Source organism: Shewanella sp. SM95, from assembly GCF_025653595.1.
Lineage (GTDB): Bacteria > Pseudomonadota > Gammaproteobacteria > Enterobacterales > Shewanellaceae > Shewanella > Shewanella oncorhynchi.
Genome location: NZ_JAKKSE010000008.1, coordinates 30,134 through 43,683, shown reverse-complemented (window position 1 = coordinate 43,683; position 13,550 = coordinate 30,134). Strand labels below are relative to the sequence as shown.

15 protein-coding genes are annotated in these 13,550 nt (G+C 44.1%); 10 read left to right on the top strand and 5 right to left on the bottom strand.

All coding sequences use genetic code 11. The features are described from left to right. Positions 1 to 178: 178 nt before the first annotated feature. The 5 genes from L5M29_RS10820 to aroG all read left to right on the top strand — a co-directional run bounded on the left by L5M29_RS10820 (position 179) and on the right by aroG (position 5,024). Positions 179 to 517 carry a P-II family nitrogen regulator gene (locus L5M29_RS10820; protein WP_028761800.1) on the top strand — a complete coding sequence of 113 codons (339 nt, stop codon included), beginning with the start codon at positions 179 to 181 and terminating at the stop codon, positions 515 to 517. Positions 518 to 527: 10 nt separating this feature from the next. Next, positions 528 to 1,778 carry an ammonium transporter gene (locus L5M29_RS10815; RefSeq protein ID WP_028761801.1) on the top strand — a complete coding sequence of 417 codons (1,251 nt, stop codon included), beginning with the start codon at positions 528 to 530 and terminating at the stop codon, positions 1,776 to 1,778. A gap of 178 nt (positions 1,779 to 1,956) precedes the next feature. Further along, on the top strand, positions 1,957 to 2,295 hold the full coding sequence (locus tag L5M29_RS10810; RefSeq protein ID WP_131525189.1) for a hypothetical protein: 339 nt from the start codon (positions 1,957 to 1,959) through the stop codon (positions 2,293 to 2,295). 128 nt (positions 2,296 to 2,423) lie between these two features. Further along, on the top strand, positions 2,424 to 3,617 hold the full coding sequence (locus L5M29_RS10805) for a tetratricopeptide repeat protein (protein WP_131525190.1): 1,194 nt from the start codon (positions 2,424 to 2,426) through the stop codon (positions 3,615 to 3,617). A 351-nt stretch (positions 3,618 to 3,968) separates the two neighbouring features. Next, positions 3,969 to 5,024 carry a 3-deoxy-7-phosphoheptulonate synthase AroG gene (gene aroG, locus L5M29_RS10800; RefSeq protein WP_263167805.1) on the top strand — a complete coding sequence of 352 codons (1,056 nt, stop codon included), beginning with the start codon at positions 3,969 to 3,971 and terminating at the stop codon, positions 5,022 to 5,024. A 103-nt stretch (positions 5,025 to 5,127) separates the two neighbouring features. Here aroG and L5M29_RS10795 read toward each other — a convergent pair whose 3' ends face one another. Continuing rightward, a complete protein-coding gene (locus L5M29_RS10795; protein WP_105250227.1) occupies positions 5,128 to 5,304 on the bottom strand; it encodes a hypothetical protein in 177 nt (58 codons plus the stop codon). Between the two features lie 472 nt (positions 5,305 to 5,776). Here L5M29_RS10795 and L5M29_RS10790 point away from each other — a divergent pair, with 472 nt between their 5' ends. Together L5M29_RS10790 and L5M29_RS10785 are read left to right on the top strand one after the other, a co-directional pair. Further along, a complete protein-coding gene (locus tag L5M29_RS10790; protein ID WP_113939107.1) occupies positions 5,777 to 7,573 on the top strand; it encodes an ABCB family ABC transporter ATP-binding protein/permease in 1,797 nt (598 codons plus the stop codon). A 79-nt stretch (positions 7,574 to 7,652) separates the two neighbouring features. Then, entirely contained in the window at positions 7,653 to 7,910 is a 258-nt protein-coding gene (locus L5M29_RS10785; protein ID WP_105250225.1) for a hypothetical protein, read from the top strand. A 108-nt stretch (positions 7,911 to 8,018) separates the two neighbouring features. Here L5M29_RS10785 and L5M29_RS10780 read toward each other — a convergent pair whose 3' ends face one another. The 3 genes from L5M29_RS10780 to L5M29_RS10770 all read right to left on the bottom strand — a co-directional run bounded on the left by L5M29_RS10780 (position 8,019) and on the right by L5M29_RS10770 (position 10,499). Beyond that, the gene (locus L5M29_RS10780) at positions 8,019 to 8,228 is read right to left on the bottom strand and encodes a hypothetical protein (protein ID WP_105250224.1); all 210 of its coding nucleotides are present in this window, start codon (positions 8,226 to 8,228) and stop codon (positions 8,019 to 8,021) included. 151 nt (positions 8,229 to 8,379) lie between these two features. Then, complete coding sequence (locus tag L5M29_RS10775; RefSeq protein WP_105250223.1) at positions 8,380 to 9,870, bottom strand: FMN-binding glutamate synthase family protein; 1,491 nt, start codon at positions 9,868 to 9,870, stop codon at positions 8,380 to 8,382. An 11-nt stretch (positions 9,871 to 9,881) separates the two neighbouring features. Then, positions 9,882 to 10,499: a SixA phosphatase family protein gene (locus tag L5M29_RS10770; RefSeq protein WP_263167803.1), complete on the bottom strand. Its 618-nt coding sequence runs from the start codon at positions 10,497 to 10,499 to the stop codon at positions 9,882 to 9,884. Positions 10,500 to 10,725: 226 nt separating this feature from the next. Between L5M29_RS10770 and L5M29_RS10765 the strand changes: the two genes are divergently transcribed. The 3 genes from L5M29_RS10765 to L5M29_RS10755 all read left to right on the top strand — a co-directional run bounded on the left by L5M29_RS10765 (position 10,726) and on the right by L5M29_RS10755 (position 12,915). Beyond that, positions 10,726 to 11,340, top strand: coding sequence for a DUF5610 domain-containing protein (locus L5M29_RS10765; protein ID WP_263163574.1), 615 nt, complete (start codon positions 10,726 to 10,728; stop codon positions 11,338 to 11,340). 136 nt (positions 11,341 to 11,476) lie between these two features. Then, complete coding sequence (locus L5M29_RS10760) at positions 11,477 to 12,226, top strand: ferredoxin--NADP reductase (protein WP_105250220.1); 750 nt, start codon at positions 11,477 to 11,479, stop codon at positions 12,224 to 12,226. A gap of 92 nt (positions 12,227 to 12,318) precedes the next feature. Next, positions 12,319 to 12,915, top strand: coding sequence for a glutathione S-transferase N-terminal domain-containing protein (locus L5M29_RS10755; protein ID WP_131525196.1), 597 nt, complete (start codon positions 12,319 to 12,321; stop codon positions 12,913 to 12,915). 14 nt (positions 12,916 to 12,929) lie between these two features. On the opposite strand, the gene L5M29_RS10750 is transcribed toward L5M29_RS10755, so the two are convergent. Continuing rightward, positions 12,930 to 13,358 carry a hypothetical protein gene (locus L5M29_RS10750; protein ID WP_263167801.1) on the bottom strand — a complete coding sequence of 143 codons (429 nt, stop codon included), beginning with the start codon at positions 13,356 to 13,358 and terminating at the stop codon, positions 12,930 to 12,932. Positions 13,359 to 13,550 lie beyond the last annotated feature (192 nt).

The window sequence follows — 13,550 nt, the reverse complement described above, 5'->3', positions numbered from 1 at the left end:
ACTGCTCACTAAAAGAGTGCATCGCACCAGTTAGTGCTCGATTATGGTGCATTTTTAACCTTAAAAAATAGTGTTAAACAATTTAAATCAATAATAATCAATGGATTAAATTGTTGGCCTAATGATTGAATTACCTTTGATACAAGTTAATAACAATCGCGTTTTTTTGGAGGTCAGGATGAAACTAGTCAGCGCTATCATCAAGCCGTTTAAGTTGGATGATGTCCGTGAAGCTATCGCCGGAATTGGTATTGAGGGCATGACGGTGACCGAAGTGAAAGGTTTTGGCCGTCAGAAAGGGCATACAGAGTTGTATCGCGGCGCCGAGTATCAGGTGGATTTTTTGCCAAAAGTAAAACTAGAAATTGCCACTAAGGCTGAAAATCTCGACATGTTGATTGAGGCCATTACCACTGCGGCCCATACGGGGAAAATTGGTGACGGTAAGATCTTCGTCGTTGATTTAGAACATGCTATCCGTATCCGTACGGGTGAACTTGATACTGAAGCGCTATAAGGGGCTGACAATGGAAGAATTAACGAAATTAGGCGGCACAGTCACTGAACTACGCTTTGCACTCGATACCTTTTACTTTTTGATTTCTGGCGCTTTAGTCATGTGGATGGCGGCGGGATTCGCTATGTTAGAAGCGGGTTTAGTTCGCTCTAAAAATACCACTGAAATTTTAACTAAGAACGTTGTGCTGTACGCGATTGCCTGTGTGATGTATCTGTTGGTTGGCTATAACATCATGTATGTGGATAACACTGAAGGTGGCTGGTTACCGTCAATTGGCACCTTAATTGGTTCGCAATCAGCAGATGCGAGCCATGCATTAGAATCTGACTTCTTCTTCCAAGTTGTATTTGTGGCAACGGCGATGTCAATTGTCTCTGGTGCTGTGGCGGAACGGATGAAGTTGTGGGCTTTCTTGTTCTTTTCTGTGGTGATGACAGCGGTTATCTATCCAGTAGAAGGTTATTGGACTTGGGGCCAAGGTTTTATCGCTAAACTGGGCTTTGTAGACTTTGCTGGTAGCGGTATTGTGCATATGACGGGGGCGACCGCGGCGATTGCTGGCGTAATATTACTCGGTGCGCGTAAGGGTAAATACGGGCCTAATGGTCAAGTGAATCCTATTCCAGGCTCTAACTTGCCAATGGCAACCTTAGGTATGTTTATTCTGTGGATGGGCTGGTTTGGCTTTAACGGCGGATCGCAATTAATGGTGTCGGATGCGGCGAATGCAAGCTCAGTGGCGAAAGTGTTTGTGAATACCAATACTGCAGCTGCTTTTGGTGCTATCTCAGCGCTTATCGTGTGTAAGATGATTTGGGGCAAAGCGGATTTGACCATGATCCTTAACGGTATTTTGGCTGGATTAGTGGCGATTACGGCCGATCCTCTCTCGCCTTCATTGTTAATGGCGGGTGTGATTGGTTTAGTGGCGGGCGGCGTGGTGGTGTTCTCGATTGTGGGCTTAGATCGCATTAAGATCGACGATCCCGTCGGTGCGATTTCAGTACACGGTGTGGCTGGTTTCCTCGGCTTAATGTGTGTGCCATTATCCAATGCCAATGCAACTATTACCGGACAGTTGACGGGCGCAGCGATCATTTTCACTTGGGTGTTCTGCTCATCATTTGCTGTCTGGTATGTGATTAAGATAACCATGGGGATCCGTGTGACTGAGGAAGAAGAATACAACGGTATGGATGCTTCTGACTGCGGTATTGATGCCTATCCTGAGTTTGTTACGGTCAAAAATGCGGGCTGATTAAACTTGCACATTAATGCGTGATTCACCTTGATGCTTAGCTTGGATCGAGGGATAGTGAAGCAGAGCCTAGGCTCTGCTTTTTTATGGGTAATCACTGTGATTGAAGTTTAAGCACAGGGTCATAAGCTTAATTACTGAGCCATTCTGTTTTCTTGCATAAATTAAGGAGTGTTCTATGAGATTGAATATAAAAACAATAGGTCAATTTTTGCGACTAAGTCTTATCGTCATTTCTGGCTGGATATCGGTTTCAGCCTTTGCAGGAGAAGTGATCGTTAATCGCTCAAGTGAGCCTGTCGATGCCTTTGCCGTGCGTGATCAAGTGCTCAAGGATTTTGAATGGCAGGAGTCGCTTCGTCGCCAGCAGCAAATCCAAATTCTGCAGGCTTTACCCTCAGGTTGCGTTACGGTCATGAAACCCTATCGACATTTTACCTGTGGAGAGCATAACTATCGGCCGTATGATTATCAGCAGCGTGAGTTATATATAGAAGTTGACCGACCTTCGCAATAGTTAATTCGTTAAATTATTTGCGATTATTTTCAATCGATCGCGATTATCATTTTTTTGTAACCATTTTATGTCGTCTTTTTCGCCATTTGTAATAAGCTCAAATAGGAGCTAATGGTGTGGGAGGACGTATGTCGAAACTATTCCGAGCCGTATACTTGAGTACGATCTTGAGCGTTGTATTCAGTCAATTGTTTGCTTGTAGCTCGACGACCATTGAGCCTAATCCGTCGGATCTTGAGTCGTTACTTGCCGATTCACTGTTTACCCCTGTGGCCGATATTCCTTCTGTTGCGGATATTTTTTATCTGCCACCCGAGGTCGTGACAGACGTAAAACGTCGCTATGGGATATACACTTTGTCACACAATAACAACATGTTAGCCAATGAATGGTTAGCTAGTTATATCAATGCGAGTCAAACCAATAGCGCTAACATTGATTTTCGATATAAAGATAATCTGACCCAAATTGCCCGTGAAACCTATGCCCAAAGGGCGGGTAATTGCATGTCTTTAGTGGTCATGACTTCTGCGTTAGCGGACATATTGAATGTGAGTGCTGAGTATCAAGATATTGCGATAGAACCGGTATGGGATAAGCAAGGTGATTTCTATTTAATCAATGGGCATGTGAATTTACGCTTACTTCCACCTGAAAACGCACATTCAGTTTATGTGTCATCTACCGCAGTTTTAGTGGACTTTATGCCAGAGCGAGCTCTACGGGGATACGGTAAAACCCAAGTGGATCGGCAGACCTTAATCAGCATGTTTTACAACAATATGGCGGCAGAGTCTTTGGTGAACGGTGATTTAGACAGGGCCTATGCCTTGATTAAAGTGGGTTTAAAAGTCGGCCAGTTTGTTCCTTCACTCAACACGCTCGCCATTATTTACCGGCATAAAGGTGATGAAAAGCGGGCCGAACAGGTTTATCGCTATGCACTCAAGTTTGATGCGAAAAATCTGACAACCCTTTATAACTTAGCCTTGATTTTAGGGGAGCAGGGGCGGCTTGATGAATGGGCCGAAATTAATAAAGTGCTTGAATTAGCGCGAATACGTAATCCCTATTATTACTATGACATGGGGCAGCAAGCCTATGATGAGCATCAATACGATGAAGCCTTGGCTTGGTATCAAAGGGCGTTGGCAAAAGCGGATTATCGTCATGAGTTCTTCTTCGGTTTATCTAAAACCTACTGGGCGCTGGGGGACGAAAAGCGTGCCAAACTGAATATGGATAAAGCCTTGGCTTTGAGCCGAGATGAGTCAGAGCGTCAACGCTATCAGAGCAAGTTACAAGTCATGTTACAGCATTAGCATTTGCCCGCTTTTTTCTATTGAGAGCTGGCCATCAATTATGCTTATTACGGGTAAACATCTTTGCTTGCTTACATAGGGCACCTAAATACACTTGCAGTAAATATGTTTATTCCTTTTTATCCGCCATATTCGATTTTGTTCATCAAGGCTGTGAGTTAGCTGGCATATTTGAATTTTGATTTTTTTAAAATATATTAAAACAATAAGTTATATTTGATTTTTTGAAATGGAGACAACTTGGTTGCATTGGCGCCTGAGACTCGATAAATTGAACTCAGTATTGCAGTTGAGATCCCTTATCGCAGCGATAGAAATAGCCTAAAACACCAGCGTTGGAGCAGTAAAATTATGTATTACCAAAATGATGACGTTCGCATTAAAGAAGTAAAAGAGTTACTTCCACCTATCGCGATTCTTGAACGATTTCCTGCTTCCGAAAAAGCCTCTGCGACTGTGTTTAATGCGCGTAATAGTATCCATAATATTCTGGCTAAGTCTGATGATCGTCTATTAGTGGTGATTGGGCCTTGTTCTATCCACGATCCCAAAGCTGCGTTGGAATATGGACAGCGTTTGGTCTCACTGCGTGAACGTTATAAAGATCAACTCGAAATTGTGATGCGAGTGTATTTTGAAAAACCAAGAACCACAGTGGGTTGGAAAGGGCTGATTAACGATCCTTACATGGATAACAGCTTTAAACTCAATGATGGTTTACGCACCGCCCGTAAATTATTAGTGGATTTGAACGACAGCGGTATGCCAACTGCGGGTGAGTTTCTTGACATGATCACCCCACAATATATGGCTGATTTAATGTGCTGGGGAGCCATTGGCGCCCGTACGACAGAATCTCAAGTACACAGAGAGTTAGCCTCGGGTCTTTCTTGTCCGGTCGGCTTTAAAAATGGTACAGATGGCACGATTAAAGTTGCTATTGATGCGATAGGTGCTGCCAATGCACCACACCATTTTTTATCTGTGACTAAGTTGGGCCATTCGGCGATCGTTTCGACTAAGGGCAATCCTGATTGCCACATTATTTTACGGGGTGGCCGCGAGCCCAATTATAGCGCGCCGCATGTCACTGAGATTAGCCAGCAATTGTTAAAAGCAAAGCTTGCCGACAACATCATGATCGACTTTAGCCATGCGAATAGTAGTAAAGAGTATCAACGTCAGTTAGTGGTTGCTGAAGATGTAGCTGGTCAAGTGGCGGCGGGAAATACTGCTATTTTTGGTGTTATGGTAGAAAGCCATTTAGTGGAAGGTCGTCAAGATCTTATTGAAGATCAAGAGTTATGCTATGGGCAGAGTATTACCGATGCGTGTATTGGTTGGGATGATACCGAGCGTCTGTTAGCCATTTTGAATCAAAGCATTATCGAACGCCGTCAGGTTTAATTATCTGCTCGAGCGAACTTAAACCGCAACTATACCTGAGTTAGCCGTTAACGATTGCGGGTTAAGTAAAAACAAAGGCGCTATCCCGGCGCCTTTGTTTTATCTATTTATTGCTTATTTCAACAATGTATTCATTTGCTTTGGCTAAGCTACCAAAGGCGGCAATAAGGTTGTTTCTACCTTTATCTTGTATCTCTGGATTGCCTGATTCGATCATCATCCACACCCAAGTTTGGATCAGTGGTAATGGCGGGTATTGAACTTTAGCGGAATCCAACATAAAGCTTCCTTTGATCTTAATTTAATTTGTTTGTCTTAATGTTCTCGCTAGAACTTGGGCGTATGAATCGCAAAATCTAGCGCGTAGAGGTTAACAAATTCTATTGATTTGTATAACCGCCTCCATGGCATTTTGGGCAAAACGGCAAAAATAATCAACAGCAGCAACTTTGTGCCAAGCCTTCTTCCATTGCACTCTTATCCTCTTACATACGGCTCTGAGGTTAAGTAAAACGGTACATGCCTGAACACAAATCAGTATAAATTCATTTATTGTGAATACGCCAGTGTAATGCGTAAGTATGATGTTTTGACTTTAAATACAATCAAAATAGCAGCTGAGTATGCCGTGAATAAGTCTATTTGTCTGTCAGGAAAATCTGATTGATTTTATTCAGACTTTGCTAGTTTCGCTTAGCTTATGTTCGGTGTGAACTGTTACAATTGGCATAACTCATTCAAGGTTATGTCCTATGCGCCCAACGTTATATTTTGAAGGTCCAGTCGATAAATTAAACTGGCACGTCATGAAACTGCTTTGGCCTTACTTATTAGAATACAAAGGTCGTATTGCGCTGGCGATGTCATGCCTCATCATCGCTAAGCTGACCAGCGTGGCTCTGCCTTTTATTCTGAAGCATTTGGTCGACACCTTAGATGCCGATAAAACCGCGCAAGCCCTCAGTGTACCCGTAGGATTAGTGTTGGCCTATGGTGCGGTACGTTTACTAACGGCGATTACGGGGGAGATCCGCGATACCTTGTTTGGCCGCGTAACAGAGCGGGCGATCCGCCGTTTAGGTTTAGCGGTATTCGACCATTTACACCGACTTGACCTCGATTTTCATCTAGAGCGCAAAACCGGCGGCCTATCCCGTGATATTGAACGCGGCACCAGCGGCGTGAGTTTCCTCATGCGTTTTATGGTGTTCAACATAGTGCCAACCTTGCTCGAAATTGTCATGGTGATTGGCATTTTCTTCTATAACTACGGCATTGCGTTTGCGGCAATCACTTTTGTTGCTGTGCTGGCTTATATTATTTTTTCTGTGGTCGCGACCGAATGGCGTACTGAGTATGTACGTGATGCGGCCAAGGCTGACTCGTTATCGAATACCCGCGCCATCGACAGCTTGCTGAACTATGAAACGGTAAAGTATTTTAATAATGAAAAGTATGAGTCGCAGCGCTATGACCAAGCGCTTGAACAGTGGGAGATAGCTAAGCGTAAGAATCGTTTATCTTTGTTTGCGCTCAATGGTGGACAAGCTGTGATTATCGCTTTGGCTATGACGGCTATGATGGCGCTGGCGGCTTACCGAGTTACCTATGGCGATATGACCTTAGGTGATTTTGTGTTGATTAATGCGTTTATGATGCAGCTCTTTTTACCCCTTAACTTTTTAGGTTTTGTATATCGCGAAATTCGCGGCGCGTTAGCCAATATTGAGCGCATGTTTAGCCTGCTCGATAAACATCCTATGATAGTCGACTTACCCCAAGCACTCGATTTTCAACCCACTAAGGGTGAGTTGATATTTGAAAATGTTAATTTCAGCTACGATGAGCGGCAAATTCTGCGGGACGTGAGCTTTAAGGTTGAAGCCGGTAAAAAGGTGGCTGTTGTAGGTGATAGTGGCGCAGGTAAATCGACCCTGATTAAACTGCTATTTCGATTTTACGATGTGGACCAAGGTGCGATTAAAATCGATGGACAAGATATCCGCCATCTCACGCAAGATGCGCTGCGGCGTGCCATCGCTATCGTGCCGCAGGATACTGTGCTGTTTAACGATTCATTAGTCGAAAACATACGTTATGGTCGCCCAAGCGCGACGGATGAAGAAGTGCGTAATGCTATTAAATTAGCGCACTTAGAGCAATTTATTGCATCACTTGCCCTTGGTTGGGACACAAAGGTGGGTGAGCGCGGCTTAAAGCTATCTGGCGGAGAAAAACAGCGGGTCGCGATAGCAAGGGCCATTTTGAAGGGCTCGCCCGTGCTGGTGTTTGATGAGGCAACATCTTCACTCGATAGTCGCTCCGAGCAAGCTATTTTGTCGGCACTGCGGGAAGTCGCTAAGGGGCACACTAGCCTAGTGGTGGCTCATAGGTTATCGACCATAGTCGATGCCGATCAAATAGTCGTATTAAGCCAGGGAGAAATAGTTGAGCAAGGTAATCATCAGACTTTGCTGTTGGCAAATGGTCTCTATGCCAAATTATGGCGGATACAAAATGAGCAACAACATACTCCTCTGAGCAGTTAATAGCGTAATACAGTTCAGTCTTTATTCAGCTTCGGCTCTCTATACTCAATGCCAACACATCAATCGGAAGAGATCTGGCATGGAAAATATTACACTGAGAGCTAATATTGAAGGCAAAGAAGAAAAAGTCGCCACTGATTGGTATGCCATCATGGCGACATTGAAAAAACGTGGTGTTGATTATGATTCATTGCAACGCATTCATGCTGAGTTGAACGCGGGCCTGTTGGTTACCACTCGGCGACTTACCTTGGCTAAAGTCAATCCAGAAATGGTGCTGGCAGGTGTGATCCGCGATATGAACGCGCCGACAAGTGACTTTATGGGTATGCGTTAGGTGTGTTCGCTAGTGCTTTAGTACAGTTTGGGTGAGAACGTACGAGAATAGAGGTGAGCCTCTATTCTTGATGCTCTAGAGAGACTCCAGAGATAAAATATGACTGAATTAAGCTACGCCGTTCAGCTTCCCCGCTTTCCAACCTTCACATAAAAGATTCAATTTAGGTACTGACTCATCTATCAAAGTGAGTCGAATGATCTGCCCTTCGCGAAAACACACCAGTTCACCTTCGATCTCGGTCAGGCGATTACAGCTCTTACAGCTAGTGCTTACAGTTTTACTGGCGGGCAGTTGGCTTACGAAGCTAGATTTCAAAGTGTTTCCTTAAGTTCAATTGTGGGTAAGACATTTGAATAATGTCTCACGTCACGGATCTTACCTCTTTTGTGATACGCATTCAAATATACCTTATGTAAACCCTATATAAACGAAAGTTGTATTCGCCATTAACCGCGAGGGTTCGCGGCTACTTATCCATATGTGCATAGTATTTATCGAGTGAAATGGATAAACCGCTATCGAGTACAATTCGGACATGTGAGGGTTTGAGTTGTCTTGGTTCTGTCACTCCGCAAGAGTGCGCAATTAAGGCTAAGTCATGGTGTAAATTATGATTATAGTTAGCAACACGAGCCGATTTATCCCTAGGATCGAGTCCTTGTTGTAGCTTGGGATTGTGCGTTGTGATGCCCGTTGGGCAGGTATCTCTATTGCACTGTAAGGCTTGAATACAACCTAGGGCGAACATATTGCCGCGGGCCGATGCGATGAAGTCTGCACCTAATGCTAAAGCCCAAGCGACTCTTGATGGCACTATGAGTTTACCCGAAGCGATGACTTTGATGCGTTTACGCAAGCCTCGTTGGATCAAGACATTAACTAGGATTGGTAAGCTTTCCTTCAGTGGTAATCCGACATAATCCATTAAAGGTTGTGGTGCAGCGCCTGTGCCGCCATCGGCACTGTCTAAAGTAAAGAAGTCGGGGGCAGAGTCTTCGCCACGACGTTCGATTTCATCACATAAATCTTCGAGCCACTGTACGTCACCGAGTACGGCCTTAATGCCCGTTGGTTTACCGGTAACTTCACGTACTCGTTCAACCATATCCAAAATATCGTTCACGGATTTGAATTCAATATGACCATTAGGGCTAATAGAGTCATAACCCTGAGGAATACCGCGGATATGGGCAATTTCAGCTGTGACTTTGATCCCTGGTAAAATGCCACCTTTACCCGGTTTAGCCCCTTGACTCATTTTAATTTCAAACATTTTGACTTCGGGATGAATGGCTATCGACTTGAGCTTTTCATCGTCTAAATGTCCGTGCTCATTACGTACACCGTATTTGGCTGTTCCAATTTGAAAGACGATATCGCAGCCACCTTTTAGATGATAAGGGCTCAAGCCGCCTTCACCTGTGTTAAGCCAGCAACCCGCCTGCGCTGCACCGTGGGAAAGGGCGGTAATTGCTGGGCGCGATAGAGCCCCAAAGCTCATGGCTGAAATATGACAAATAGCTTGAGTCGTATAGGGTTGGCGGCAATTGGTGCCAATTGTCAGTGGATGAATGGGTGTGATCTCTTCATCTTGGGTTGGGAAGGCGGTATTCATAAACATAATGGTACCAGCATTATCTAAGGGGCGAGTTGAACCAAAGGCGATAGTTCTATCGACATTTTTAGCCGCGCGGTAAACCCAACTGCGTTCTGCACGGTTGAATGGCAGTTCTTCTCTGTCTTGGGCGAAAAAGTATTGTCTAAAGAACTCGCCTTGTTTCTCGAACAGATACCGAAAGCGACCAATTACTGGGTAGTTATGTCTTACCGCTTGTTTGGTCTGCATTTTATCTGCGATATACATGTAAATAACCGCGAGTACAGCGAGTCCTATTACAATCAAAAACAGCCCTGAAAATAGATCGAGTCCCCACATAAACCAATTGAGTTCACTCATGTTATTTATCCTTATTCTTGTCCGTAACGGGTGGCGATCAAGCTCGCAGGTTGGTCATCATTAAGAGAGAGTAAAAACAGCTGGCTATAGTCATCTTCGCTGATCGCTTGGATCTCTGGTCCGCCAAGGGCTTTAATGATCAGTGGGACAGTGTTTGAATGCCCAACGATGAGTGTATTGCCCTTTACAGCATGCACTTGTTCGACAATGTGTTGAATATGTCCTTCGATAGGTTTGGCTGCTTCTACTATCGTCACAGGTAAATGGCGAGCCTCGGCGATGGGCGCGAGTGTTTGTTGGGTTCTTAGGTATTGAGTCGCAATAAGTTGCGACAGCGGCGTGCGGCTCAAGGCAGTGATCAGTGATGCTGCGCGTATTTCTCCCTTGGGTGATAACTGCGGGTTATTGGCTGGCGTGTCGGCTTTTTCGGCATGTCTGACTAAAATAATTAGTCTGCTCTCCGCATGAGCTTGGCTAATGGGAGTAAAGCCGAGGCAAGTGAATATGACGAGGCTTGTTAGCAGGCTAAAGCGTTTTATATTGATACCCAGATTATGCTTAAAATAGTGCTTAAGGATTAGTGTAAACTCGTGAAAGCGGAAATGACTCAAACTGCGGCCTGCTGCCATGGTGTAACATCCTTTTCTATTGGCTTATGTCTAAGCTCAGCGATAGTAATGATCTGCATTGCGGTGGGTTGGCGCTTTATGCACCTTATTAAAGAATGAACCCACTTAATTTATGTGGGCCTTATCATGGCCTTGTGGTCAGATGGTACTTCAATTCTAAAAATTACTAAAGCTGGTTAAATTTTGGTCGATAATTAAGTCGACCCGAATTGAATGGATAGTCATCATGGAAATCAATAAACCCCCTCAAGTGCAAAGTACTCCTTTGCCACAGAAAAAATATGCTGAAAACACGGCGTCTAAGGGCACCGAAGTGAGTGATTCGAAGGACGCGAAAGCCACAGAAGTAACCTCGAAGCAAACTGCGCAGCAAACGAGCAAGCAGCTGATGAATCAAGCGATTTTATCGGCACAGCAAGATGTGAATATCAAGTCAGGCGATCAGTCTATGGCCTTGCTTTATCGCGCAGCGATAGAGTCGATTAATAAAGAATTAGCGCCCACTATGGGCGAGAACGCGATTCAGACGGCTTACGATAATGGCGTAGATACTTCTCCAGAAGCGACTGCAGATCGTATCGTGAGTTTTGCGACGCAGTTTTTTAGCATTCACCAACAACAAAATTCGGGTATGAGTCTAAGTGATCAACTCGATAGCTTTATGGGGATTATTGGCGGTGCCATCGACAATGGCTTTAAAGAGGCTAAAGATATTCTGTCCGGCCTTAAAGTATTGCAGGGTGATATTGCCGATGGTGTCGATAAAACCTACAGCTTAGTGCAAGAGGGGCTGCAAGCCTTTAGAGATAGCTTTAACAAGAAGACTGATGAGACAGCATAGAGTCCGAGTTAATACCTCAGTATTTTCAGTTCTATATTCAGCGTTATAGTCATAAGCCCCTTATATAAGGGGTTTTTGTTGTGCAGAAAAAAGTCTATGCTGGAAGCCTATTTAACGTTTCGCTTGAGGGCAAGTTATGTGGATTAGGGGACAAGTGATAGAACGTATTGATTGGAGTGATAAGTTATTCTCATTGCGCATTGCTGCCGAGTTAGCTCCATTTATTCCTGGTCAGTTTATCAAGTTAAGTCAAATGCAAGATGATAAGCGTGTGGCTAGAGCCTACTCCTTAGTTAATTCTCCCGATAAACCCTATGCAGAGGTGCTCGCCGTTGCGGTAGAGGATGGCCTGTTATCGCCTCAATTACACAACCTTGCAATAGGCGATGAAATTGAAATTACCTCAACCGCGACTGGTTTTATGACCTTAGCTGAAATTCCTAAGGGTGAACTCCAAGGGAAGCATTTGTGGTTTTTAGCCACAGGAACAGCAGTAGGGCCATTTTTGTCTATGCTCGACACCGATGAACCTTGGGAGCGTTTTGAAAAAGTCGTGCTTGTGTATGGCGTGCGCGAGGCACAGGATTTGGCATATCTTGATAAGCTGCGTAATTTAGAACGCAAATACCCTGAACAATTTACATTAGTCTTGAGTGTGACCCGTAAACCCTTTGCCGATGCTTTACAGTGCCGCATTCCCGAGGGGATAGTCTCGGGTGAAATCGAAAAAAAGGCAGGATTAACCTTAAACGCAGCTGACTCTCAAGTTATGATCTGCGGCAATCCGGGTATGATTAACGGTGCGCAAGCCGCTTTACTCGATAAAGGGTTAGTGAAGAATTTACGCCGTGCTCCTGGGCAAATTACCGTTGAAAAATACTGGTAATCTCAATTTTACATAGAAGGCGAGAGTAAACTTGTTTCCGTTCTTGCCCCTAAAAAGCCATAGCGTTTAATGCAAACAAAAGGAAATTTTTGATGAAGTTGTTAAGTTCTCAAGCTTCGCCCTATGCCCGTTGTGTAAGAGCCTTAATCCAGTATCTAGGGATTAACAATATTGAAGAGCAGTTAGTTAATCCCTTTGAAAACAGCGCAGAATTACTCGATGCTAACCCGTTAGGACAGATCCCGTGTCTTATTACCAACGATGGTGTAGCACTATTTGATAGTGAAGTGATCATGCGTTACCTAGATGCAGAGCTTGGCGATCGTAAGATGTTTGGGATCTCAAATAATAACTGGGTGCTGGAGTGTCAGTATTCTTTAGTCAAAGGCTTAATCGATAGCGCGGTGAAATTACGCCAAGAGCAAATGCGTGAAGAAGAAGGCGTGAGGTCAGTATTTTGGACTGCACGTTTTGAACAAGCACTGCTGCGCGGCCTTATGCAGATTGAGCTTCAAACTGTGATCACCCAAACCACGATTCAAGCACCGCAATTAGCCTTGATTTGCTTACTCGATTATGTGGATTTTAGACATCCAGAGCTAGATTGGCGTAAGGTTGCACCTGCGACAGCACTTTGGTTCAGTGAAATGCGTGATTTACCTGCATTTATTCAAACTCGTCCCCAATAATCCGCAGAGGATGCTCAACCGTCGGTTGCGCGTCTTCCTTTTGGCCTATCACGGCGATTTTGTTCACCAAAAGCGCCGAATAACTCACGAGTAACCCCATATTCTACTCTGCGATCATTGCCTAGCTGTCGCCTGTCTTCATGGTGTTGATAGCGGCATTGGCAGTTTGCCTTAGTGCATTCTTCCATCGGAATTTCGGGCGCATCTTTCGATAAAAATCGTTTTCCAGAAAGCGCTTCAATTTGCTCACAGCAACTGCCGTTATTCACAATGCTCACACTGTGAAAACTGTGAAAACTGTGAAAACTGTGAAAACTGTGAGTCTTATTAATGCTGGGATCAGCAGCTTGAGAAGAGTGTTTATGTCTTTTGGGACGACTATTGAGTTTGAATAAGCCAAATAGCGCAATTGCGGCTACGCCTAGCAGCAAAACAGTTAACATAACGCCTCCTGAAAGCATTTTTATCAAATTAAGGTTCAGTTTAGTTTGATTTGAGATAATCTCAAATTTTCAGATTAATGCCATTAAAAACATAAAGTTAATTAGCTGCTTGCTCTCAAGTTCCGTATCTATTACTCTTGCGAAACTGATAAGCATTATCATTAATGCATTAGTGTTCTAATTTTGCAGAAC